The sequence below is a fragment of the Streptomyces sp. NPDC048270 genome, assembly GCF_040652335.1.
Taxonomy (GTDB): domain Bacteria; phylum Actinomycetota; class Actinomycetes; order Streptomycetales; family Streptomycetaceae; genus Streptomyces.
This window is the reverse complement of sequence record NZ_JBEZLV010000008.1, coordinates 191116-213248: the sequence shown is the minus strand read 5'-3', so window position 1 is coordinate 213248 and position 22133 is coordinate 191116. Positions and strand designations below refer to the sequence as shown.

The 22133-nt window shown below is 71.9% G+C and carries 21 protein-coding genes; 17 read left to right on the top strand and 4 right to left on the bottom strand.

All coding sequences use genetic code 11. The annotated features are described in order from the left end of the window. Nucleotides 1-150: 150 nt before the first annotated feature. Nucleotides 151-1362 carry an MFS transporter gene (locus AB0D66_RS10690; RefSeq protein WP_362299811.1) on the bottom strand — a complete coding sequence of 404 codons (1212 nt, stop codon included), beginning with the start codon at nt 1360-1362 and terminating at the stop codon, nt 151-153. Between the two features lie 536 nt (nt 1363-1898). Here AB0D66_RS10690 and AB0D66_RS10685 point away from each other — a divergent pair. From AB0D66_RS10685 to AB0D66_RS10675, 3 genes are all read left to right on the top strand, one after another. Continuing rightward, the gene (locus AB0D66_RS10685) at nt 1899-2888 is read left to right on the top strand and encodes an ArsR family transcriptional regulator (protein ID WP_362299808.1); all 990 of its coding nucleotides are present in this window, start codon (nt 1899-1901) and stop codon (nt 2886-2888) included. A 128-nt stretch (nt 2889-3016) separates the two neighbouring features. Then, nucleotides 3017-3634, top strand: a complete 618-nt coding sequence (locus tag AB0D66_RS10680; RefSeq protein WP_362299805.1) for a dihydrofolate reductase family protein — start codon at nt 3017-3019, stop codon at nt 3632-3634. A gap of 368 nt (nt 3635-4002) precedes the next feature. Beyond that, nucleotides 4003-4857, top strand: coding sequence for a DMT family transporter (locus AB0D66_RS10675; RefSeq protein WP_362299850.1), 855 nt, complete (start codon nt 4003-4005; stop codon nt 4855-4857). 64 nt (nt 4858-4921) lie between these two features. On the opposite strand, the gene AB0D66_RS10670 is transcribed toward AB0D66_RS10675, so the two are convergent. Beyond that, nucleotides 4922-5926, bottom strand: coding sequence for a Gfo/Idh/MocA family oxidoreductase (locus AB0D66_RS10670; RefSeq protein WP_362299802.1), 1005 nt, complete (start codon nt 5924-5926; stop codon nt 4922-4924). Between the two features lie 169 nt (nt 5927-6095). Between AB0D66_RS10670 and AB0D66_RS10665 the strand changes: the two genes are divergently transcribed. The 12 genes from AB0D66_RS10665 to AB0D66_RS10610 all read left to right on the top strand — a co-directional run bounded on the left by AB0D66_RS10665 (nt 6096) and on the right by AB0D66_RS10610 (nt 16100). Then, the gene (locus AB0D66_RS10665; protein ID WP_362299799.1) at nt 6096-7076 is read left to right on the top strand and encodes a sugar ABC transporter substrate-binding protein; all 981 of its coding nucleotides are present in this window, start codon (nt 6096-6098) and stop codon (nt 7074-7076) included. Further along, nucleotides 7073-8104: an ABC transporter permease gene (locus AB0D66_RS10660; RefSeq protein WP_362299797.1), complete on the top strand. Its 1032-nt coding sequence runs from the start codon at nt 7073-7075 to the stop codon at nt 8102-8104. Before AB0D66_RS10665 ends, AB0D66_RS10660 begins: the two co-directional genes overlap by 4 nt. Then, complete coding sequence (locus AB0D66_RS10655) at nt 8074-8997, top strand: ATP-binding cassette domain-containing protein (RefSeq protein WP_362299794.1); 924 nt, start codon at nt 8074-8076, stop codon at nt 8995-8997. The genes AB0D66_RS10660 and AB0D66_RS10655 overlap by 31 nt, the downstream gene beginning before the upstream one ends. Next, the gene (locus AB0D66_RS10650; RefSeq protein ID WP_362299791.1) at nt 8994-10184 is read left to right on the top strand and encodes an ROK family glucokinase; all 1191 of its coding nucleotides are present in this window, start codon (nt 8994-8996) and stop codon (nt 10182-10184) included. The genes AB0D66_RS10655 and AB0D66_RS10650 overlap by 4 nt, the downstream gene beginning before the upstream one ends. After that, entirely contained in the window at nt 10181-10768 is a 588-nt protein-coding gene (locus AB0D66_RS10645) for a hypothetical protein (protein ID WP_362299788.1), read from the top strand. The genes AB0D66_RS10650 and AB0D66_RS10645 overlap by 4 nt, the downstream gene beginning before the upstream one ends. A 30-nt stretch (nt 10769-10798) precedes the next feature. Further along, the gene (locus AB0D66_RS10640) at nt 10799-11431 is read left to right on the top strand and encodes an MBL fold metallo-hydrolase (protein ID WP_362299785.1); all 633 of its coding nucleotides are present in this window, start codon (nt 10799-10801) and stop codon (nt 11429-11431) included. A 30-nt stretch (nt 11432-11461) separates the two neighbouring features. Further along, nucleotides 11462-12247 (top strand): exodeoxyribonuclease III, encoded by a 786-nt coding sequence (locus tag AB0D66_RS10635; RefSeq protein WP_362299783.1) that lies wholly within the window; start codon nt 11462-11464, stop codon nt 12245-12247. 99 nt (nt 12248-12346) lie between these two features. After that, nucleotides 12347-12787, top strand: coding sequence for a DUF6278 family protein (locus tag AB0D66_RS10630; RefSeq protein ID WP_362299780.1), 441 nt, complete (start codon nt 12347-12349; stop codon nt 12785-12787). A 116-nt stretch (nt 12788-12903) separates the two neighbouring features. Continuing rightward, nucleotides 12904-13647: an amino acid ABC transporter ATP-binding protein gene (locus AB0D66_RS10625; RefSeq protein WP_362299778.1), complete on the top strand. Its 744-nt coding sequence runs from the start codon at nt 12904-12906 to the stop codon at nt 13645-13647. An 11-nt stretch (nt 13648-13658) separates the two neighbouring features. Then, nucleotides 13659-14561, top strand: a complete 903-nt coding sequence (locus AB0D66_RS10620) for a glutamate ABC transporter substrate-binding protein (protein ID WP_362299776.1) — start codon at nt 13659-13661, stop codon at nt 14559-14561. 16 nt (nt 14562-14577) lie between these two features. Next, the gene (locus AB0D66_RS10615) at nt 14578-15222 is read left to right on the top strand and encodes an amino acid ABC transporter permease (RefSeq protein WP_362299773.1); all 645 of its coding nucleotides are present in this window, start codon (nt 14578-14580) and stop codon (nt 15220-15222) included. Further along, a complete protein-coding gene (locus tag AB0D66_RS10610; RefSeq protein ID WP_362299770.1) occupies nt 15219-16100 on the top strand; it encodes an amino acid ABC transporter permease in 882 nt (293 codons plus the stop codon). The genes AB0D66_RS10615 and AB0D66_RS10610 overlap by 4 nt, the downstream gene beginning before the upstream one ends. A 38-nt stretch (nt 16101-16138) precedes the next feature. Here AB0D66_RS10610 and AB0D66_RS10605 read toward each other — a convergent pair whose 3' ends face one another. Together AB0D66_RS10605 and AB0D66_RS10600 are read right to left on the bottom strand one after the other, a co-directional pair. Beyond that, nucleotides 16139-17725, bottom strand: coding sequence for a CocE/NonD family hydrolase (locus AB0D66_RS10605; RefSeq protein ID WP_362299767.1), 1587 nt, complete (start codon nt 17723-17725; stop codon nt 16139-16141). A gap of 142 nt (nt 17726-17867) precedes the next feature. Then, nucleotides 17868-19037: an Ig-like domain-containing protein gene (locus AB0D66_RS10600; RefSeq protein WP_362299847.1), complete on the bottom strand. Its 1170-nt coding sequence runs from the start codon at nt 19035-19037 to the stop codon at nt 17868-17870. Between the two features lie 250 nt (nt 19038-19287). On the opposite strand from AB0D66_RS10600, the gene AB0D66_RS10595 reads away from it, so the two are divergent. Together AB0D66_RS10595 and murJ are read left to right on the top strand one after the other, a co-directional pair. Beyond that, nucleotides 19288-20451 (top strand): peptidoglycan bridge formation glycyltransferase FemA/FemB family protein, encoded by a 1164-nt coding sequence (locus AB0D66_RS10595; RefSeq protein WP_362299764.1) that lies wholly within the window; start codon nt 19288-19290, stop codon nt 20449-20451. Beyond that, on the top strand, nt 20448-22103 hold the full coding sequence (gene murJ, locus AB0D66_RS10590; RefSeq protein ID WP_362299761.1) for a murein biosynthesis integral membrane protein MurJ: 1656 nt from the start codon (nt 20448-20450) through the stop codon (nt 22101-22103). Before AB0D66_RS10595 ends, murJ begins: the two co-directional genes overlap by 4 nt. The last annotated feature ends 30 nt before the right edge of the window (nt 22104-22133 follow it).

Below are 22133 nucleotides of genomic sequence, written 5' to 3'. Positions count from 1 at the left end.
TCGGCGGCTACAACAGCTGAACCGTGCGCGGCGACGAGATCACCGAACTCCACGACCCCCGGGGCGCGCTGCGCGTTTGCCGCACCGCCCCGTGCGGTCCGGCACACGCCCCTCAGCGGGTTCGCGGCGGCGGCGGCGTGCCGACGGGCGTCAGCCCCGGCGTTTCGCGGCCCGTACCCGGCGGGCGCAATCGACGCCGGGAGCCGTCAGCAGAGCCAGCAGTACGCAGACTCCCAGCCAGCCGCCGTGCCGGTAGAGCTGGAGGCCGAGCCAGGATCCGGCGCTGCCGCCGAGGTAGACGCAGGTCATGTAGGCCGTGTTCAGCGCGCTGCGGGAGTCGTCGCGCAGCGCGTAGAAGCGGGCCTGGTTGGCGATCATGCCGCACTGCATGGCGGTGTCCAGGAGCAGGGTGCCGAGGATGAGCGCGACGAGCCCCGCGCCGCCGCCCCGGGCGCCGACGGCGAGGACGGCCGCGGCCGCGAGCGTGCCGAGGAAGCAGGCCAGGTTGACGGGGTCGGAGCCGTGGCGGTCCACGATCCGGCCGGCCATCGGGGTGCACGCCATGGTGACCGCCCCGGTGAGCGCCACGATCCCGAGCGCCTGCGGGCCGAAACCGTAGAGCGGGCCGGTCAGGAGCAGGGCCAGGCAGGTCCAGACGGCGGAGAACCCGCCGAACAGGGCCGCCTGGTAGGAGGCGGAGCGGCGCAGTCCGGCCTCGGCGCGCAGCAGCCGCAGCGGCTGGACCGGCAGCGAGCGCAGGGGCACCCGGGGCGGGGCGGTGGCGGGGGCGGCCGCGGTGACGGGCAGCGCACGGGCCAGCACCACCGCGAGGCACAGCACCACGAGCCCGGCCACCAGATAGGGGGCCCGCCACCCGAGCCGCTCACCGAGCGCACCGCTGAAGGTGCGGGCCAGGAGCATGCCGCCGATGGAGCCGCTGAGCAGGGTCCCCATCACCGCGCCGCGCCTGCCCTCCGCGACCAGGCCGACCGTCATGGGGCCGATGAGCTGGGCGGACGTGGTGGTCACGCCCACGAGGACGCTGGCGGCGACGAGTTGGGCCAGGCTGCGGGCCAGGGCGGCGGCGAGCAGGGCCGCGCCGCTCACCGCGAGCAGGGTGACGAGGAGCCGGCGGTAGGGGATCCGGTCGCCGAGGGGGACCAGCAGGAAGATGCCCGCGGTGTAGCCGATCTGCGTGGCGGTGACCACGACGGCCGCCTTGTCGGGCGAGGTGCCCAGGGCGGCGGCGACGATCGGACTGACGGCCTGCGGGAAGTAGATGTTGCCGACGGCGACCGCGCAGGTCAGCGCGAGAAGCGCGATCAGCCGCCGATCGAGCACGACCGCCGCCGACGCCGCCACGGGGCGCACCGGGCCCGCCGGGGCCGTCCGTCGCACCCGGTCCGCCGGTGCGGGGCCTGCCGGGTCTGCGGGGTCCGCTGGGCGCGCCGGGCCTGCCGGGGCCGTCCGTCGCACCCGGTCCGCCGGGGCCGCCGGTGCGGGGCCTGCCGGGTCTGCCGGGTCTGCGGGGTCCGCTGGGCGCGCCGGGCCCGCCGGGGCCGGGTCTGTGAGGTCTGCCGGGGTCGCCGTGGCTGCCGGTGCCGTCTGGAGGGTCGCCGCTGCCCGGCCCGCCCGCCCTGCCGGGGTCGCCTGGGCTGTACGGTCTGCCCGGGCCGGCGCGTCTGCCGGAGTCGGCCGTGTCGCCCGGGCCGGCGGTGTCGGGCCTGCCGGGGCTGACCGGTCTGTCGGGGGCGCCGTTGCCGCGCGGGCGGGCCCCGGCGTCGGGGCCGGCGGCGGCGGTTCGCTCCAACTCCCGGCCGCCGGGACTGCTTTCTCCGTCATGCCCGGAAGTCCAGCCCACCGGGCCACCCCCGCCAATGGATGTAGCCTCGGGCTTAATGATCAGCTTCGGGCTCGATGCCGACGACCTCGCGGACACCCGCTTCGCCCTGTCCCCGCTCCAGGACACCGTGCTGAGCCTGCGCGTCCTGCGCGAGCCGGGCCTGTCCGCGGTCCACGCCCCCTGGCGCCGCTCGGTGGTGCCCGGGATCGGGGCGCTCGACGTGGAACTCCTCACCTCGCTGGTCGCGAGGCGCCGTACGCTGCCCGACTTCCTGAGCCCCCGCCCCCGGCGGTTCTCCGCCACCTTCGCCGAGGAACTGGCCGTCGTACGCCGCACCCCGGCAGGCATCGTCCGCCGCGACCTGCTCGACGCGCACGCCCCCGACCCGCTGCCCGCGCCGCTGCACGCGGCGACCGCCGGAGCCGACGGCGCGGTCATCGCCCTGCGCGACGCCGTCTGCGGGCTGCTCCACGCGTACTGGACCCTCGCGATCAAGCCCGCCTGGCCGGCGATGCGGCTCGTCCTCGAAGCCGATATGACCTACCGGGCCCGGCAGCTGGCCGTCGGCGGCGCCCGGCGGCTGTTCGCCGACATGCACCCCAACCTGCACTGGAAGGACGGAACCCTGCACATCGACAACGTCCTCGGCGACTTCCACATCCCCGCCGCCGGCCGCGGACTGCTCCTGGTCCCCTCCGTCTTCGCCCACAAGCCCGCCCCACCCGTCACCGCCGACCAGCCGCCCGCCCTGGCCTACCCCAGCAGGGGCGTGGCCACCCTGTGGTCCGCGCCGCGCCCTCCCGACGCCACCGCGCTCCGCACCCTGCTCGGCTCGCCCAAGGCCACGCTCCTCGCCCTCCTCGACGGCCCCCTGCCCACCATCGAGATCGCCCGCCGCCTCCAGGTCACCCCGAGCGCCGTCTCCCAGCACCTGGCGGTCCTCCACAGCACCGGCCTGGTCACCCGCGCCCGCGACGGCCGCCACGTGCTCTACCGCCGCACTCCGCTCGGCGACGAGCTGCTGAACCCCGGCGGCTCCGGGTAGGCGTGCCGCCGGCGCGGGCGGGCGATCGTGGGAGCCGGCCGCGGGCTCCCGCGTGGCGGGGCGATGAGAATCCGGCGGCCCGCGAGTCTGAACCCGCGTAAGGACGATCGAGCCAGGAGAGCAGAGCCATGGGCAAGCTGACCCTCACCACCTTCCTGTCCGTCGACGGCGTGATGCAGGCGCCCGGCGGGCCCGAGGAGGACACCAGCGGCGGGTTCGCGTACGGCGGCTGGGTGGTGCCCTACGCCGACGAGGGCATGGGGGAGTTCGTCACCGAGGTCTTCGACCGGGCCGGGGCCTTCCTGCTCGGGCGGAAGACCTACGAGATCTTCGCCTCGTACTGGCCCCGGCACGACGACCCCGCAGACCCGGTCGCGGCCCACCTGAACCGGCTGCCGAAGTACGTGGCCTCGACCACCCTCGAGGAGCCGGCCTGGGGGCCGGCCACCGTGCTCGACGGGGAGCAGCTGCAGAGCGAGGTCGTCCGGGTCAAGGACGGGCTGGAGGGGGAGCTCCAGGTGCACGGCAGCGGACAGCTCGCGCAGTGGCTGCTGGCGCGGGACCTCGTGGAGGAGCTGAACCTGCTGGTCTTCCCGGTGTTCCTGGGCGCGGGGCGGCGGCTGTTCCCGACCGGCGGGCTGCCGACCGCCTTCGAGCTGACGGGCTCCCGTACGACCTCCTCGGGCATCGCCGTCCACACCTACCGGACCAACGGGCGGGCCGCCTTCGGGACCATCGGGGAGTAGGCCGCCGCCGGCGCGGGTCCCGCGCCGGCCGGACCGCGCGGCCCTCGCGCAGGACGAGCAGGTCCGGGGACTCGTGCTCGGGCCGGCGGATCAGGCCGACCGGGCGGATGCGGGGGGCCACGAGCAGCAGGAGGCCCTCGAGGAGGCCCGGTCGGACAGGTCCGCAAAGGGCTCGACCGGCATGATCGTCTCCGGTACGGTGAGCCCGCACGCGTGCGAGCCGCCGAAGTCTCCACTCCTCCCGGACCGTTGGAGACAGCCCCGTGACCTCGCCCCCGCCCGCCCTGGAAGCCGTCCCCGGCGCCCCTGCCGGCGCCCCCGCAGGCGCCCCCGGCCACCCGCCCGGCCGCGCCGCCCGGCTCGCCGACCTGCCCGTCCTGGCCGTCGCCGTCGTCTGGGGCGGCAGCTACCTCGCCGCCAAGGGCATCACCACCGCCCAGACCGTGATCGGCGTGCTCGTCCTGCGCTTCGGGATCGTGCTGCCCGTGCTGGCCCTCGCGGGCCGGCGCCGGCTGCGCGCGCTCACCCCCGCCCAGCTGCGCGGCGCCGGGCTGCTGGGCCTCGTACTCGGCGGGATCTTCCTGCTGGAGACCTACGGGGTCGTGCACACCTCCGCCACCAACGCCGGGCTGATCATCAGCCTGACCATGATCTTCACCCCGCTCGCCGAGGCGGCCGTGCGCAGGCGGACGCCCTCGGTCCCGTTCCTGGCCGCCGCCGCGCTCTCCGTCGCCGGCGTCGTCCTGCTCACCCAGGGAGGCGGGTTCACCGCACCCGGCCTCGGCGATCTGCTCATGCTGGCCGCCGCCCTCGCCCGGACCCTGCACGTCCTGCTCACGGCCCGTATCAAGGCCGTCCAGGACGCCGACGCGCTCTCCCTCACCACCGTCCAGCTCGGCGGCGCCCTGCTCGTCTTCGCGGTCCTGGCGGGGGTACCCGGCACCGGGGACAGCCCCTGGGCCGTGGCCGCCGGCTTCGGGGCCGCCGAGTGGGCCGGGCTGGTGTTCCTCTCCGTCCTGTGCACGCTCTTCGCCTTCTTCGTGCAGATGTGGGCCGTCCGCCGCACCTCGCCCTCCCGCGTCAGCCTGCTGCTCGGCACCGAGCCGCTGTGGGCGGCCGCCGCCGGCATCGCCATCGGCGGCGAGCACCTCGGCCCGGTCGGCCTCGCGGGCGCCGCCCTCGTGCTCGCCGGGACGGCGTGGGGACGGCGCGCCGTCGGCTGATTGTCCGAATCCGCTCCCCATCCGCATCGAACGGGGGCCCTAAGGTGGCCCGATGGCCACCCGCTCACAGATCCGGGAGCTCCGCCGGCCGGACCCGGCGCCCCTCGCGGCGCGAGAGCTCGCACGCCTCCGCGACCCGGAACGCGGCGAGTGCCTCCCGGCCGTCGCACGGGTTGGGGCCCTCGCCGCGGACCAGGCGCACGAAGGCCGCCAGCTCCGCCTCGTACGCGGGGGAGAAGCGCTCCAGGAACCCGGTCCACGGTTTGCTCGCCGGGGGCGGGCCCTGGGGCTCGGTCGAGGCGATCGGCGTGCGGTCGTCCAGCCCGGCGGAGACCTGGTCCAGCTCCCCGGCCAGCTCCATCCGCACGTCGTACCCGGCGCCGTTGCACCGCGTACCGGTCGCCGTGACCAGCGTCCCGTCGTCCAGCGTGAGCACCGCCGCGGCGGTGTCGATGTCGCCCGCCTCCCGGAACCGCGCCGGGCCCGCGTCCGAACCGGCCGCGTACACCTCGCTCACCTCGTGCCCGGTGACCCAGCGGACCATGTCGAAGTCGTGCACCAGGCAGTCCCGGTACAGCCCGCCCGAGGTCGGCAGGTACGCGGCCGGTGGCGGAACCGGGTCGGCCGTCATCGTCCGTACGGTGTGCAGCCGGCCCAGGGCGCCCGAGCGGACCAGGTCCCGGGCCGTGCGGTAGCCCGCGTCGAAGCGGCGCATGAAACCCACCTGGAGCACCCCGCCGGCCGCCTCCACCTCGCGCAGCACGGCCAGGGTCCGGGCCAGGTCCGGGGCCAGCGGCTTCTCGCAGAACACCGGCAGCCCGCCGCGCACCGCCCGTACGACCAGCTCCGCGTGCCCCGCCGTGGCGCAGGCCACGACCACCGCGTCCACGCCCCAGGTGAAGACCTGCTCCACGGTGGGCGCGGCGGTGGCCCCGAGCCGGTCGGCCAGCCGGGCCGCCCGCGCGGGTTCGGCGTCGGCGAGCAGGAGCGAGCCCGCGTCGGCCTGGCGGGCCAGCGCCGCCGCGTGGAAGGACCCGATCCGGCCCGTCCCGATGAGCCCGATGCGCATGCACTCAACCTGACCCCGTACGGGGGACCTGTCAATCTGCCCGGGCCTGCCCCGATGAGCCTGCATGGTCCACTGTGGCGGATACTGAGCGGCTGGAACCGGAATGACCGAATTGGTGACGAGGGAAGGGCACGGCGACGTGGCTAGGGTTCGGACAGGGGTACGCGTCGTGGGCGCCGTGCTCGCGGCGGTGCTGGGAGCCTCGCTCGCGGGCTGCAGCAGCACGGGCGGCAAGCGCGCCGAGGAGCGGGCGAAGGCCGCCGAGGCGGGCCGGCCGGCCGTCTCCACCCCGCGCTGGACCTTCGCGATGGTCACGCACGCGGGCGACGGGGACACCTTCTGGGACATCGTCCAGAAGGGCGCCAAGGAGGCCGCGGCGAAGGACAACATCAACTTCGTCTACGCCCACGACGACCAGGCACAGCAGCAGGCGCAGTTCGTGCAGAACGCCATCGACCAGAAGGTCGACGGGATCATCGTGAGCCTGGCCAAGCCGGAGGCCCTCAAGGACGTCATCGGCAAGGCCGTCAAGGCGGGCATCCCGGTGGTCACGGTCAACTCCGGCTCCGCCCAGTCCGCCGAGTACGGGGCGCTGACCCACATCGGCCAGGACGAGACGATCGCGGGCGAGGCGGTCGGCACCGAGCTGGGCAAGCGCGGCCGCAAGAAGGCCGTCTGCGTCCTGCACGAGCAGGGCAACGTGGGGCACGAGCAGCGCTGCGCCGGGGCGAAGAAGACCTTCTCCGGCACCATGGAGAACCTCTACGTCGAGGGCACCAACATGCCCTCCGTCCAGGCCGCCATCCAGGCGAAGCTCCAGGCGGACCCGTCCGTCGACTCGATCCTCACGCTCGGCGCCCCCTTCGCGCCCACCGCGGTCAAGGCCAAGGAGGCGGCCTCCAGCAAGGCGGAGGTGGACACCTTCGACCTCAACGAGTCCGTCGCCCGCGACCTGAAGTCCGGGGCCCTCGGGTTCGCCGTCGACCAGCAGCCCTACCTCCAGGGCTACGAGGCGGTCGACCTGCTCTGGCTCTACCGCTACAACGCGGACACCCTCGGCGGCGGCCGTCCGGTGCTCACCGGGCCGCAGATCGTCACCGGCGCCGAGGCCGCCAAGCTGGAGGAGTTCATCAAGCGGGGCAGCCGATGAGCGCGTCCGCCACGGTGGACGAGCGGCTCGCGCCCACCTCGGTGGTCCGCAGGCTGCTGGGCCGCCCGGAGCTCGGAGCCGTCGTCGGCGCCGCCGCCGTCTTCGTCTTCTTCTCCTTCGCCGCCGACAGCTTCCTGCGGGCCTCCAGCCTCAGCACGGTCCTGTACTCCGCCTCCACGATCGGGATCATGGCCGTCCCGGTGGCGCTGCTGATGATCGGCGGCGAGTTCGACCTCTCCGCCGGTGTCATGGTCACCACCTCGGCGCTGCTGAGCTCGATGTTCAGCTACCAGATGACCGCCAACGTCTGGGTCGGCGTCCTGGTGTCGCTGCTGGTCACCCTGGCCGTGGGCTTCTTCAACGGCTTCATGCTGACCCGGACCAGACTGCCCAGCTTCATCATCACGCTCGGCACGTTCCTGATGCTGACCGGCCTGAACCTCGGCTTCACCAAGCTGATCAGCGGCTCGGTCTCCACGAAGAGCATCGCCGACATGGAGGGCTTCTCCTCCGCGCGCGCCCTGTTCGCCTCGCAGTGGAACATCGGCTCGGTCACCCTGAAGGTCACCATCCTGTGGTGGCTGGTCCTGGTAGCCGTGGCCACCTGGATCCTGCTGCGCACCCGCGCCGGCAACTGGATCTTCGCGGTGGGCGGCGGGGCCGACGCGGCCCGCGCCACCGGCGTCCCCGTCGTGAAGACCCGGATCGGCCTCTACATGGGCGTCGCCCTGTGCGCCTGGATCTCCGGGCAGCACATCCTGTTCTCGTTCGACGTGGTCCAGTCGGGCGAGGGCGTCGGCAACGAGTTCCTCTACATCATCGCGGCCGTCATCGGCGGCTGCCTGATGACCGGCGGCTACGGCTCCGCCATCGGCTCGGCGGTCGGCGCCTTCATCTTCGGCATGACCAGCAACGGCATCGTCTACGCCCAGTGGAACCCGGACTGGTTCAAGTTCTTCCTCGGCGCGATGCTGCTGCTCGCGACGCTGCTCAACGCATGGGTCCGCAAGCGGGCGGAGGCGAAGTGACCGTGACCGGAGCGACCGTGACCGAAGCCACCTCCCTGGTGAAGCTGACCGGCGTCAGCAAGTACTACGGCAACATCCGCGCCCTCGAAGGGGTCTCCCTGGAGGTCTCGGCCAGCGAGATCACCTGCGTGCTGGGCGACAACGGCGCCGGCAAGTCCACCCTCATCAAGATCATTGCGGGCCTGCACCAGCACGACGCCGGCTCCTTCGAGATCGAGGGCGAGGAGACCGTACTGGCCAACCCCCGGGCCGCCCTCGACCGCGGGATCGCCACGGTCTACCAGGACCTCGCCGTCGTCCCGCTGATGCCGGTGTGGCGCAACTTCTTCCTCGGCTCCGAGCCGACCAGGGGCCGCGGCCCCTTCCGCCGCCTCGACGTACCGTTCATGCGCGAGACCACCCGCGCCGAGCTGCTGCGCATGGGCATCGACCTGCGCGACGTAGACCAGCCCATCGGCACCCTGTCCGGCGGCGAGCGGCAGTGCGTGGCCATCGCCCGGGCGGTCTACTTCGGGGCGAAGGTCCTCGTGCTGGACGAGCCCACGGCCGCCCTCGGCGTGAAGCAGTCCGGCGTGGTCCTCAAGTACGTCGCCGCCGCCCGCGACGCGGGCCTCGGGGTGGTGCTGATCACCCACAACCCGCACCACGCCCACCTGGTCGGCGACCGGTTCGTGCTGCTCAAGCGCGGCACCATGGCGGGCAGCCACACCCGCGACTCGATCACCCTGGACGAGCTCACCCGCCAGATGGCGGGCGGCTCCGAGCTCGACGAACTGAGCCACGAGCTGGAGCGGGTGGCAGAATCGGGTCCGGACACCGCATCCGGTTCCGCTTCCGCCGCCTCCACCGCTTCCGATCCTTCCGACGCCGACAGGGACGACACGACTCGATGAGCACGTACCGGGACTTCCCGCTCGCCCACCGGGGGGCGGCGCGAGGCACCGTCCTGCGGACCATCGGGACCCGTGAGCGCCGGTCGCACCTGACCGCCCCGCGGGTCCCGACCGTCGGCATCGACATCGGCGGCACCAAGGTGATGGCCGGGGTGGTCGACGCCGACGGCGTCATCCTGGAGAAGATCCGCACCGAGACCCCGGACAAGTCCAAGAGCCCCAAGGTCGTCGAGGACACCATCGTCGAGCTGGTGCTGGACCTCTCCGACCGGCACGACGTGCACGCCGTGGGCATCGGGGCGGCCGGCTGGGTGGACGCCGACCGCTCCCGCGTCCTGTTCGCCCCCCACCTGGCCTGGCGCGACGAGCCGCTGCGCGACGCGCTCCAGTCCCGCCTCGCGGTCCCGGTCATGGTCGACAACGATGCCAACACCGCCGCCTGGGCGGAATGGCGCTTCGGGGCCGGGCGCGGCGAGGACCACCTCGTCATGATCACCCTCGGCACCGGCATCGGCGGGGCCATCCTCGAGGGCGGCCAGGTCAAGCGCGGCCGGTACGGGGTCGCCGGCGAGTTCGGCCACATGCAGGTCGTTCCCGGCGGGCACCGCTGCCCCTGCGGCAACCGCGGCTGCTGGGAGCAGTACAGCTCGGGCAACGCGCTGGTCCGCGAGGCCCGTGAGCTGGCCGCCGCCGACTCGCCGGTCGCCTACAACATCATCGCCAGGGTCGGCGGGAACGTCGCCGAGATCACCGGCCCGCTGATCACCGAGCTGGCCCGCGAGGGCGACGCCATGTGCGTCGAACTCCTCCAGGACATCGGCCAGTGGCTCGGCGTGGGCATCGCCAACCTGGCCGCGGCCCTCGACCCCTCCTGCTTCGTCATCGGCGGCGGCGTCAGCGCGGCCGACGACCTGCTGATCGGCCCCGCCCGGGACGCGTTCCGCCGCCACCTGACCGGCCGCGGCTACCGGCCCGAGGCGCGGATCGCCAAGGCCCAGCTCGGCCCCGAGGCCGGCATGGTCGGCGCCGCCGACCTGGCCCGGCTCGTCGCCCGCCGCTTCCGGCGCGCCACCCGCCGCCGCGTCGAGCGCTACGAACGGTACGAGCGCTACGCGCAGCAGCTCGGCCGGCGCGACCCCGCCGGCCCCGCGGCTGCGACCGACCCCAAGGACACCGAGCAGCCGTGACCCCGCCCTCCCTGCCCCGCCAGGCCCCGTCCCCCGAGGGGGGCGGCCCGCCGCCCACCGCCGAGGACCGCAGGCACGTCGTCAAGCGCCGCTGGATCACCGCGATCATCATCCTGCTGCTGGTCGGCGTACCCGCGGGCTACCTGGCGATCTCCACCCAGCAGAGCCGCGAGAGCGGCCGGGACAAGGCGGCCAAGGTCGGCGCGTCCAAGGTGCGTCCGGGCTGGCCCTCCCGGGTGCAGCGCAGCATCTACGAGGTGCCCATCCCGCCCAAGGCCTGGCGGGTCGGGTTCCTGGAGACCAACAACTGGCGCACGAGCCGGCTGTTCACGCAGTTCGCCGTGACCCCGCCCGAGCTGGACGCGTTCCTGGCCTCGGTCGGCACCAGCCGGGAGGAGCTGACGCCCGGGGTGTCCATCTCCGCCCACGACACCTCGGTCGCGGGGTGGGACTGGACGCAGAGCACCGACTGGCTCGGCACCACCCTCGAACAGGCCGACCCGCGGCCCACCCGCGACATCACGGTCGACCTCACCGACCCGAAGGTCTCCAAGGTCTACGTGGTCTCCACCACCACCCCCTGACCGGGGCCGGTCCCCGGCTAGCCTGGGATCATGAAGCTCACCAAGCGGCTGCATTCCTGTGTCCAGCTGGAGAAGGACGGGCGCACGCTCGTCATCGACCCGGGCGCCTTCAGCGAACCGGACGCGGGCCTCGGGGCCGAGGCCCTGCTGGTCACGCACGAGCACCCCGACCACTTCGACGAGGGACGGCTGCGCGCCGCACTCGACGCCGACCCGGCCGCCGCGCTGTGGACCCTGCGCAGCGTCGCCGACCGCCTGGCGCCGGCCTACCCGGGGCGGGTGCACACCGTGGGCCACGGCGACACCTTCAGCGCCGCCGGGTTCGACGTCCAGGTGCACGGCGAGCTGCACGCCGTGATCCACCCCGACATGCCGCGGATCACCAACGTCGGCTACCTCGTCGACGGTTCGCTCTTCCACCCCGGGGACGCCCTGACCGTGCCCGAGACGCCCGTGGACACGCTGATGGTCCCGGTGCACGCCCCCTGGAACAAGGTGGCCGAGGTGATCGACTACCTGCGCGAGGTCAAACCGCGGCGGGCCATCGACATCCACGACGCCTACCTCTCCGACATCGCCCGGCCCGTCTACGACATGGCCCTGGGCACCCTGGGCGGCACCGATCACGGCCGGCTCTCCGCCGGAGACGCCACCGACCTGTGACTGTCGGTGCCGGGCGGTAGGTTGGGACGCATGCGTATCGCCACGTTCAACGTCAACTCCATCACCGCCCGGCTGCCGCGCCTGCTCGCCTGGCTGGAGAGCTCCGGCACGGACGTCCTGTGCGTCCAGGAGACCAAGTGCTCCGCGGAGCAGTTCCCGCACGCGGAGCTGCGCGAGCTCGGCTACGAGTCGGCCGTCAACGCCACCGGCCGGTGGAACGGCGTCGCCCTCGTCTCCAGGGTGGGCCTGGACGACGTGGTCACGGGCCTGCCCGGCGGGCCCGACTACGAGGGCGTCCAGGAGCCCCGTGCGATCTCCGCCACCTGCGGCGGGGTCCGCCTCTGGTCGGTCTACGTGCCCAACGGCCGCGAGGTCGAGCACGACCACTACGGCTACAAGCTGAGCTGGTTCCGCTCCCTGACCGCGGCCGTCGCCGAGGACGCGGCCGGACCCCGCCCCTTCGCGGTGCTCGGCGACTTCAATGTGGCGCCGACCGACGAGGACGTGTACGACCCGGCGGTCTTCGAGGGCCTCACCCACGTCACCCCGGCCGAGCGGGCCGCCCTGGAGGCGCTGCGCGCGGCCGGGCTCTCCGACGTGCTGCCGCGCCCCCTCAAGTACGACCGGCCCTACACGTACTGGGACTACCGCCAGCTCGCCTTCCCCAAGAACCGGGGCATGCGCATCGACCTGGTGTACGGGAACGCGTCCTTCGGCAAGGCCGTCACCGACGCCTATGTCGACCGCGAGGAGCGCAAGGGCAAGGGGGCGTCCGACCACGCGCCGGTCGTCGTCGACCTGGACCTCGACCGGTAGGGCAGGTGGGGAGCCGCGGGACCGCGGGACCCGATCCGGGCCCGCGGATCCAGGCGCGCCCTGTGGCCAGCGGCGGATCCTGGTGCGACGCTGGGCGGTATGAACATCCCTTTCCTGGACAACTGGCTGAACCGGCACGAAACGGAACGGACCGCGGGTCTTGCCGCCGCCCTGGCCGATGATCCCGAGGGCATCGCCGAGTTGTTCTCGGAGTGCGAGATGCTGCGCGTCCAGGCCAGGTCGGCCGGACTGGAACTCGACGAGAGCCCGGCCTCGTTGGAGGCGCTCGACCAGCTGATGCCCCGCTGGCGACGGGATCCCGAGATCGTGCCGTGGCTCGGCAACGACGCGGGCTTCTACCTCGGCACCGTGATCGTCCGCACCATCCCGGGGACGGGCTGGCAGGTGTGGCCCAACGGCCAGCCGGTGATCCGGCTGGCCTCCGGCCGCGAGCTGAACGTGATCGAGTCCGGGGTGTCCTGGGCGATGACCGGATCCCCCGAGCTCAGCCAGGCGTACGCCGAGGCCTCCGAAAGCTGACCGAGGCGGAGGTTTATGCGACGTTTATGCCCCTTTAGGCGTGTCGAGGCGAAGTGCCCTTCCCGGGCTGGATAGTTTGCGCAGACCTCGACACCGACAAGTGGGCAGGGCAGCGCATGGCCGTCGATCCGTTGATCGAGCTGCGGGACGTCAACAAGCACTACGGGACGCTCCACGTCCTGCAGGACATCAACCTCACCGTCGGCCGCGGGGAGGTGGTGGTGATCATCGGCCCCTCCGGCTCCGGGAAATCGACCCTGTGCCGGGCGATCAACCGGCTGGAGACCATCGAATCGGGCACGATCCTGATCGACGGGCAGCCGCTGCCCGACGAGGGCAAGGAACTGGCCCAGCTCCGCGCCGAGGTCGGGATGGTCTTCCAGTCCTTCAACCTCTTCGCGCACAAGACGGTCCTCGCCAACGTCTCGCTCGCCCAGATGAAGGTCCGCGGCCGCAAGAGGGACGAGGCGGACAAGCGCTCCCGGGAGCTGCTGGAGCGCGTGGGCCTCGCCGACCAGGCCGCCAAGTACCCCGCCCAGCTCTCCGGCGGGCAGCAGCAGCGCGTGGCCATCGCCCGCGCCCTCGCGATGAACCCCAAGGCCCTGCTCTTCGACGAGCCCACCTCCGCGCTCGACCCGGAGATGATCAACGAGGTGCTGGAGGTCATGCAGCAGCTCGCCTCCGAGGGCATGACCATGGTCGTGGTCACCCACGAGATGGGCTTCGCCCGCTCCGCCGCCAACAGCGTAGTGTTCATGGCCGACGGCAGGATCATCGAGAACCGCACCCCGGAGGAGTTCTTCACCGCCCCCGAGAGCGCCCGGGCCCAGGACTTCCTCTCCAAGATCCTGAAGCACTGAGGGGGCCGACGATGATCGCGATCCGCGCCCTCGCCGTCCTCCTGCTCACCGTGGCCGCCGCCGGCTGCGGCAAGTCCGGCAGTCCCCCGGTCAAGGGGCCGCAGCCCGAGGACCTGCCCGTCTACCAGGTCGACACCGGGTTCCAGCTGCCCGCCTCGCGCACCTGGGAGAAGGCCAAGCGCCGCGGCCACCTGGTGGTCGGCGTCAAGGAGGACCAGCCGTACCTGGGGGAGAAGGACCCCTCCGGCGGCCGGTACTCCGGCTTCGACATCGAGATCGCCAAGATGCTCTCGGCCTCCCTCGGCTTCGACCCGAAGACCATCGAGTTCAGGACGATCGCCTCCGCCAACCGCGAGACGGCCCTGCAGAACGGCCAGATCGACTACTACGTCGGCACCTACACGATCAACGACAACCGCAAGAAGCAGGTCGGCTTCGCGGGCCCCTACTTCATGGCCGGGCAGTCCCTGCTGGTCCGCAGGAACGACGACGACATCAAAGGCCCCCAGGACCTCGCCGGCAAGAAGGTCTGCTCGGCCGCCGGATCCACCCCCTACCAGCGGCTCCAGAAGGAGTTCCCGAAGGCGGTCCTCGTCGCCTACGACACCTACTCGGCCTGCGTGGACAACCTGCTCACCTACCAGGTCGACGCCGTCTCCACCGACGACTCCATCCTCCTCGGCTACGCGGCCAAGGTCCCCGAGGAGCTCAAGGTGGTCGGCGAGCCGTTCTCCAAGGAGCCCTACGGCATCGGCGTCCCGCGCAGCGACAACGCCCTGCGCTTCGCCCTCGACGACGCCCTGGAGGCACAGGAGGAGAACGGCAACTGGAAGAAGGCGTACGAGGCGACGCTCGGCCTGTCCGGCGTGCCCGCCCCGACGCCGCCCCCCATCGACCGCTACCCGGCGAGCTGAAGGAGAGGGCACCGCCATGGACGTACTCACCGAGAACTTCTCGCTCTACGGAAAGGGCTTCCTCGGCACCGTCGAGCTGACCGTCTACGCCTCCCTGCTCGCCCTGGTCCTGGGCTTCGTCATGGCCTCGTTCCGGGTGGCCCCCGTCGGCTCCTTCCGGGTCTTCGGCACGGTCTGGGTCACGGTGCTGCGCAACACCCCGCTCACCCTGCTCTTCTTCGCCGTACTGCTGGGCCTGCCCCGCTTCGGGCTCGTCCTGCCCTTCCAGCTCTTCGCCGTCCTGGCGCTGGGCTGCTACACCTCCGCCTTCATCTGCGAGGTGCTGCGCTCGGGCATCAACACCGTGCCCAAGGGGCAGGGCGAGGCGGCCCGCAGCCTCGGCATGACCTTCGGCCACACGCTGGGCTCGGTGATCCTGCCGCAGGCCTTCCGCTCCGTCATCCCGCCCATCGGCTCCACGCTGATCGCGCTCGCCAAGAACTCCGCGATCGCGGGCGCGTTCAGCGTCACCGAGCTGCTGGGCACCTACAAGACCCTCAACGAGCTGGGCTACAGCATCATCTGGACCTTCGTCTGGATCGCCGTGGGCTACCTGATCATCACCCTGTCCATCAGCGCGGTCTTCAACGTGCTGGAGAAGCGCTACGGAGTCGCCCGATGACCGCGCACGCGCTCCACGGCGACCTGGAGTCCACCGCCCTCTACGACATCCCGGGCCCGCGCGCCCAGCGCCGCCACCTCTTCTACGGGATCGCCTCGACCGCCGCGATCCTCGCCCTGGCCGGCTGGATCCTCTACCTGCTCTTCGACACCCACCAGTTCACCACCGCCAAGTGGCGTCCCTTCGCCTACGAGGGCATCCAGGAGCTGCTGCTCAAGGGGCTGTGGAACACCCTCAAGGCGTTCGCCTACGCCGCGGTGCTCTCCCTGCTGCTCGGCGCGGTGCTGGCCACCGGCAGGCTCTCGGTCCACCGGCCGGTGCGCTGGCTGGCGACCCTGTGCGTGGAGTTCTTCCGGGCCATGCCGGTGCTGGTGATGATCTTCTTCATCTTCGTGGCGCTCAAGGTCCAGCCGCTGCCGGCGCTGGTGGCGGGACTGACCCTGTACAACGGCTCGGTGCTCGCCGAGGTCTTCCGTACGGGCATCAACGCGGTGGAAAGGGGGCAGCGCGAGGCGGCGTACGCGCTGGGCATGCGCAAGACACAGGTGATGGGCTACATCCTCGCGCCGCAGGCGGTGCGGGCGATGCTGCCCACCATCATCAGCCAGCTGGTGGTGGCGCTGAAGGACACCTCGCTGGGCTACCTGATCACCTATGAGGAGTTCCTGCACGCGGGCAAGCTGATCGCCTCGAACCTCGACTACGACCTGCCCTTCATCCCCGTCGTGATGATCATCTCCCCGATCTACATCGGGATGTGCATGCTGCTCTCCTGGTTCGCCACCTGGGTGGCCCGGCGGGAGCGGCGCAACGTCAAGACCAGGGCGGTGGACGTGGGGCCGCCCGAGCCGGGAGTGGTGCTGCCGGGACGGGAGTAGCCCCGAGGGGGAGCCCCCCGTCCGGCAGCAGCCGTGGATCACTGCTCGCGCAGCGGCACCGAGACGTAACTGGGATCGGTGGCGGGCGAGGAGAAGGTCAGCTGTGCACCGGTGGGGTTGTGCTCGATGTAGAGCGGGTCGACCGTGTCGATGACAAGGGCGAGCCGGTGGCCCCCGGGCACGTCGTAGGCGGTGGAGAACAGTTCCAGGTCCACGCCGAAGGCCTGCCCGGGGGTCTTGCCGTGGAAGGTGTACGGGGCGTTGCTGACCAGCTTGCCGATGCCGAGCGGGCCGACGTCGTAGAGGTAGGCGACGAAGGTGCCGTCGCCCTTGGTGGGAGTGAGCGTGGTGTGCAGTTTCACGGCTCCGCGGATGCGGCGGTCCTCGTCGTACCGCTCGGACTGCCAGACGGCGGCGAAGGAGCGGGGGAGGAGGGGGATCGAGGCCATCGGCGGTGTTCTGGCGATCTGGTCCAGGACGTTGGACAGCAGCAGGATGCCGCCGTTGGCCCCGGAGTCGACGTTGGCGAAGAGGTGCTCGCTGTCGTTCAGGGCGAGCCTCTCGCTGCCGCCGGCGCCGACGGACTTCCAGTCGGGGTAGCCCTCGTACCCGTTGTCGCTGCGGGACTTCAGCTGGACCGGCGCCTCCGCGTCCACGCCGTTGCGCTCGCCCTTGAGGTGGCGGTCGAACCAGCGCCGGGCGTTGGTCCAGGTGTCGTTGGGCAGGCCGAACAGGCCGGTCGCCTCGGCGGTGGCGTGGTCGCCGGGCCGCAGCTCCAGGCGCTTGGGCCCGGTCAGCCGCTCGAAGAACTTCGTGTACTGGTTCGGCGGGAAGAGGGTGTCGCCCCAGGCGTTCCCGAGGAAGACGGCCGTTCCGTTGGCGTTGAGCCTGTCCACCGAGAAGGCGACCGAGCGCTTCTTCCCCCACTCGATCATCTCCTGCTCCTTGTCCAGGCGGGAGCCGAGGAAGTTGCCGAGGACCTGCTGGAGTTCGGGGCCGGGCCGGCCGGTGAGGGAGCCGGCGGCGCCGAGCATGACGGCGGCCTGCAGGTGCTGGGTGCGCCCCGAGTAGATCGAGTCGATCAGATCGGCCCAGCCGCTCATCGAGACCACCGCCTTGACGCGGGGGTCGTTCGCGGAGGCCAGCAGGCTGATGCCCGCGCCGTACGAGACCCCGCCGAGGCCGATGCGGTCCGGGTCGGCGGCGGTGTGGGCCAGCGCCCAGTCGATGACGGCCGAGACGTCCGCGACGTCCGGGGGGCCGGCCACCTCGATCTGCCCGCCGGAGAGCCAGAAGCCGCGGGAGGTGTAACCGACCACGACGTAGCCGGAGTCGGCGAGCTTCTTGGCCTGCGCGATGTATTCGATCTGCGGCATGCCCCAGCTGGTGGGCAGCACGATCAGCGGGTACTTCCGGCCGGCCTCGGCGGCCGACGGGGAGAAGACGTTGCCCTTGAGGGTGATGCCGCCGGAGCCGGGGATGTCGTGGAAGCTCAGTTGCGAAGGGGCGGCGGAGGCGCCCGCCCCGGTGCCGGCGGGAGCCGCCTGGGCCTGGTGGGGGGCCAGGCCCAGGGCGGCTGCCGCCAACAGGGCCGCCACGGCTGCGGCGGTGGTGGTGCGCTGCATCGATCGCTCCTCGCGTGCGCCGGGGTTGTCAAAGTGACCCGACGGTAACGGGAGGGGGTTACTGGAGGTAACCCGTCGGTAAGTTACGCGCTGGTAACGATCGATGGGCGGGGTGGCGGGGGTAATGGCCGCCCCGGAGGGGTCAGCCGTTCTGCGCGGTGCCGGTCAGTGCGCTCTTGGCCTTCCACTGGTCGAAGGTCAGGTTCCACTCGCCGTAGCCGTTGCCGATGTCGGCGTTGCCCTTCGAGCCGCCGCCGACGACCTCGAACGGGTCGCCGATCTGGGACTTGGCGAAGAAGTCCTTGGCATCGGAGTCGCTCATCCCCACGCAGCCGGAACTGGTGTTGGCGCGGCCGAAGTTGCCGGAGTTCCACGGGGCGGCGTGCGCGTACATGCCCGACCAGGTGAGCCGCATCGAGTAGTCGACCATCTTGTCGTAGGCGTCGTCGAGGCCCACCGTCTGGGAGTCCATCCGGATGGTGCCCTCCTTGGTCATGATCACCATCTTCCCGGACCAGGAGGCCTTCTTGCCGCCGGGGGTGCCGGCCGAGACCGGGATCGTCTTCTGCGTCTGGCCGTCCTCGGTCACCGACATCTTCTTGGTGTCGAGGCTGACCTCGATCCGCCGGTCCTTGCCGATCTTGAACTCGGTGTTGTAGTCCTTGGCGAAGAGGCCGCCGCCCTTGCCGGAGTCCACGCCGTTCAGGTTCATCTCGACCTTCACGTCGGTGCCGGACTTCCAGTAGTCCTTGGGCCGCCAGTCGACGCGGTCGTTGCCGGAGTAGTCCTTGATCCAGCCCCAGGAGCCCTCGGTGTTGTCCGAGGTGGTGACCTTGAGCTGCTTCTCCACCTCGGCCTTGTTCGCCACCGGGTTGTCGAAGACGATCGAGACCGGCATCGCCACGCCGACGGTGCTGCCCTTGGGCACGTTGATCGAGACCTTGTTCACCTTGTCCGCGGCGGAGGTCTTGAACTGCGTCGAGGCGCTCTGGCTCTCGGTGTTCTGCGCCTCGACCTTGTACTCCGCGCCGGGCGCCGCGTTGCGCTCCGAGGTCCAGGTCCTGCCGTCGTCGGATATCTTCCCCGGCAGCTCGGCGCCCTTGGCGTCGGTCACCTTCACCTGGGCCAGCTTCCCCTCGGCGATGGTCACCGTGACGGGCTGGCCCGCCTTCACCTGATCGCCCGTGAGGTTCACCGAGACCGCCATGTCCGCCTTCGGCTTCAGCTCGGCCTTGCCGGTCGAGTCGCCTCCGCTCCCGCTCCCGCCCGAGCATGCGGTCAGCGCGGCGGCCAGAAGTGCGGTGCTCGCCATGGCGGTACGGCGTATGCGGCTCAACGAAGGGTCCCTTCGAGTAGCGGGAAAAGGTGATCGTTCGCAGATGTAGATGCGAACGGAACGACTGTAGGTTGCGAAAACCGCCGAAAAGATCCTGCTTTCGGTTGTGACATGGACCGCAGCGAAACGGTCATCGTCCGGTCACAATCGCCGCGCACTTCGGTCATGGACAGCTGTGAGAGTCCTGTGCATCCCGCTCGCCGGACGAAGAGGAAGGCCGTCAGCCGTGTGTGCACTGCTCGTGACCCCCACCCAGCAGGACCAGGACCAGGAGCTCCGGGTGCGCGCCCTGTCCGTCCACGAATACCGGCAGTTCCTTTCCCGGCACGGCCGCGCCAGCTTTCTCCAGTACCCCTCATGGGCCGAGGTAAAGGACCTTTGGCGCTCGGAAAGGGTCGGATGGCACTACCCCGACGGTCGAATGGCCGGTGCCGGACTCGTGCTCTACCGCCAATTCCCCGGCACCCGCAAATACTTCGCCTACCTGCCCGAGGGGCCGGTCGCCGACTGGGCCGACCCGCACATCGACCGCTGGCTGAACCCGCTCATGCGCCACCTCAAGACGGCCGGTGCCTTCGCCGTCCGCATCGGCCCCACCCCCGCCTACCGGCGCTGGGACGCGGCCACCGTCAAGTCCGCCACCGGGCCCGGCCGGCAGATATCCGACGTCCTCGCCACCGAGGTGGACCCGGTCGGCGCCGCCCTCGCCGACCGGCTGCGCACCCGCGGCTGGAAGCGCTGCGGGGGCGAGGACGACGGGGACGCCCAGCCCCGCCACGTCTTCCGGGTCCCCCTCGCCGGCCGCACCCCGGGCGACCTGTGGTCCGGCCTGAACCAGGAGTGGCGCCGCAACGTGCGCAAGGCCGACAAGGCCGGAGTCGAGACGGTCCTCGGCAGCGCCGCCGACCTGCCCGAGTTCTACCGGCTGCTGAGGATCACCGAGGAGCGCGACGGCTTCCGGCTCGGCCGCTCCCTGGCGTACTACCAGCAGCAGTACGAGGTGCTCAACGCCGAGGAGCCCGGCCGCATGCGGCTCTACCTGGGCATCCACCAGGGCGAGGTACTCGCCGCGCACACGATGATCGTCGCCGGCACCCGGGTCTGGTACCAGACCGGCGCCTCGGCCGACCACCGCCGCGAAGTACGGCCCAGCAACGCCCTGCAGTGGCGCATGATGCGCGACGCCCACGCCCTCGGAGCGGACGAGTACGACATGCGCGGGGTACCCTCCACCCTCGACCCCGACGAACGTTCTTTCGGGCTGCTGCGCTGGAAGCTCGGCACCGGCGGACAGGTCGTCGAGACGCTCGGCGAGTGGGAGACCCCGATGGACGGATACGCCAACACGGCGCTCTACAAGGCGTTCCAGGCCTACCTGGCCCGCCGGTGACGGCCACCGACACCAGACCGGCCGCCGGGGAGACCGGCAGCGGCGCAGCCCCGGGGAACTCCTCGGTGCTGCGCAGCGGCGCGCTCATGGCGGCCGGCTCGATCGTGTCCCGCGCCACCGGCTTCGTCCGCTCCGCCGTCGTCGTCGCGGCCCTGGGCGCCGGCCTGCTCGGCGACAGCTACGCCGTCGCCAACACCGTCCCGAACATCCTGTACATGCTGCTCGTCGGCGGCGCCCTCAACGCCGTCTTCGTACCCGAGCTGGTCCGCGCCGCCAAGGAGCACCGGGACGGCGGAGCCGCCTACACGGACCGGCTGCTGACCGCCTGCACCGTGGCGCTCGTGGTGCTGACCGCGGTCGCCGTACTCGCCACCCCGCTGATCATCGGCGCGTACACCCCCTCGTACACCGGCGCCCAGCAGAGCACCACCGTCGCCCTGGCCCGCTTCTGCCTCCCGCAGATCCTCTTCTACGGGCTCTTCACCCTGCTCGGCCAGGTGCTGAACGCCCGCGGCCGGTTCGGCGCGATGATGTGGACCCCGGTCCTCAACAACTTCGTGGTCATCGGCGTCTTCGGGCTCTTCCTCTACGTCTCCCACGACGCCGCCGACGGCCTGACCGCCGGCGAGACCCGGCTGCTCGGCCTCGGCACCACCGCCGGCATCGTCATCCAGGCCCTCGCCCTGGTCCCCTCGCTGCGCGCCGCCCGCTTCCGCTGGCGCCCCCGCTTCGACTGGCGCGGCAGCGGCCTCACCCGCCCCCTGCGCAACGCGGGCTGGCTGGTCCTGCTCGTGTTCACCAACCAGATCGCCTACTGGGTCGTGACCCGGCTCTCCACCACCGTCGGAGACCTCGCCGGCGGCGCCGGCTACGCCGCCTACAGCAACGCCTACCAGCTGTGGGTCGTCCCCCAGGGCATCATCACCGTCTCCCTCGTCACCGCCCTGATGCCGCGGATGAGCTCCGCCGCGAGCGACGGCGACCTCGCCGGCGTCCGCCGGGACGTCTCCTACGCGCTGCGCTCCAGCGCGGCCCTCGTCGTCCCCGCCGCCGTACTCTTCGCCGCCCTCGCGCCCTGGGTGATCGGCGCCGTCTACGGGTACGGCCGCACCGGCGCCGCCGACGTCGAGGCCATGGCGGGCATGCTGATCGCCTTCGCCCCCGGCCTGGTCGCCTACTCCGCGCAGTACGTGCTCTCCCGCGGCTTCTACGCCCTCTCCGACACCCGCACCCCGTTCTTCCTGAACCTGGTGATCGTCGCGCTGAACGCCGGACTGTCCTACGCCGCCTACCTCCTGCTGCCCCTGCGCTGGGCGGTCACCGGGATGGCGGGAGCCTCCTCGGTCGCCTTCACCGCGGGCGCCGCCGTCACCGCGTACGTCCTCGCCCGGCGGCTGGGCCCGCGTACGGGCACCCGTGCCGAGCTGCGCGCCACCGCCCTGCGCACGCACCTGCGGCTGCTGGCCGCCTGCGTGCCGGCCGCCGCCGCCGGGTACGCGGCCGCCCGCGCCGCCGGCCGGTTCGGCGACTTCGCCGGGGTCGGGGCGGGAACCGCCGTGCTGCTGCTCGTCGTCGTCCTCCTCGCCGGGCCGCTGCGCCTGACGGAGATCACCGACCAGCTGGCCTCCCTGCGGCGCAGGACCGGCCGATAGCCCGAGGCGGGCCACCGAAACAGCTTGGGA

Excerpts from the sequence above, each read along its gene's own strand:
- AB0D66_RS10685 (WP_362299808.1), top strand. The coding sequence starts at position 1,899 with ATGATCAGCTTCGGGCTCGATGCCGACGACCTCGCGGACACCCGCTTC.
- AB0D66_RS10680 (WP_362299805.1), top strand. The coding sequence starts at position 3,017 with ATGGGCAAGCTGACCCTCACCACCTTCCTGTCCGTCGACGGCGTGATG.
- AB0D66_RS10670 (WP_362299802.1), bottom strand. The coding sequence starts at position 5,926 with ATGCGCATCGGGCTCATCGGGACGGGCCGGATCGGGTCCTTCCACGCG.
- AB0D66_RS10660 (WP_362299797.1), top strand. The coding sequence starts at position 7,073 with ATGAGCGCGTCCGCCACGGTGGACGAGCGGCTCGCGCCCACCTCGGTG.
- AB0D66_RS10655 (WP_362299794.1), top strand. The coding sequence starts at position 8,074 with ATGGGTCCGCAAGCGGGCGGAGGCGAAGTGACCGTGACCGGAGCGACC.
- AB0D66_RS10650 (WP_362299791.1), top strand. The coding sequence starts at position 8,994 with ATGAGCACGTACCGGGACTTCCCGCTCGCCCACCGGGGGGCGGCGCGA.
- AB0D66_RS10640 (WP_362299785.1), top strand. The coding sequence starts at position 10,799 with ATGAAGCTCACCAAGCGGCTGCATTCCTGTGTCCAGCTGGAGAAGGAC.
- AB0D66_RS10635 (WP_362299783.1), top strand. The coding sequence starts at position 11,462 with ATGCGTATCGCCACGTTCAACGTCAACTCCATCACCGCCCGGCTGCCG.
- AB0D66_RS10630 (WP_362299780.1), top strand. The coding sequence starts at position 12,347 with ATGAACATCCCTTTCCTGGACAACTGGCTGAACCGGCACGAAACGGAA.
- AB0D66_RS10625 (WP_362299778.1), top strand. The coding sequence starts at position 12,904 with ATGGCCGTCGATCCGTTGATCGAGCTGCGGGACGTCAACAAGCACTAC.
- AB0D66_RS10620 (WP_362299776.1), top strand. The coding sequence starts at position 13,659 with ATGATCGCGATCCGCGCCCTCGCCGTCCTCCTGCTCACCGTGGCCGCC.
- AB0D66_RS10615 (WP_362299773.1), top strand. The coding sequence starts at position 14,578 with ATGGACGTACTCACCGAGAACTTCTCGCTCTACGGAAAGGGCTTCCTC.
- AB0D66_RS10610 (WP_362299770.1), top strand. The coding sequence starts at position 15,219 with ATGACCGCGCACGCGCTCCACGGCGACCTGGAGTCCACCGCCCTCTAC.
- AB0D66_RS10605 (WP_362299767.1), bottom strand. The coding sequence starts at position 17,725 with ATGCAGCGCACCACCACCGCCGCAGCCGTGGCGGCCCTGTTGGCGGCA.
- AB0D66_RS10600 (WP_362299847.1), bottom strand. The coding sequence starts at position 19,037 with ATGGCGAGCACCGCACTTCTGGCCGCCGCGCTGACCGCATGCTCGGGC.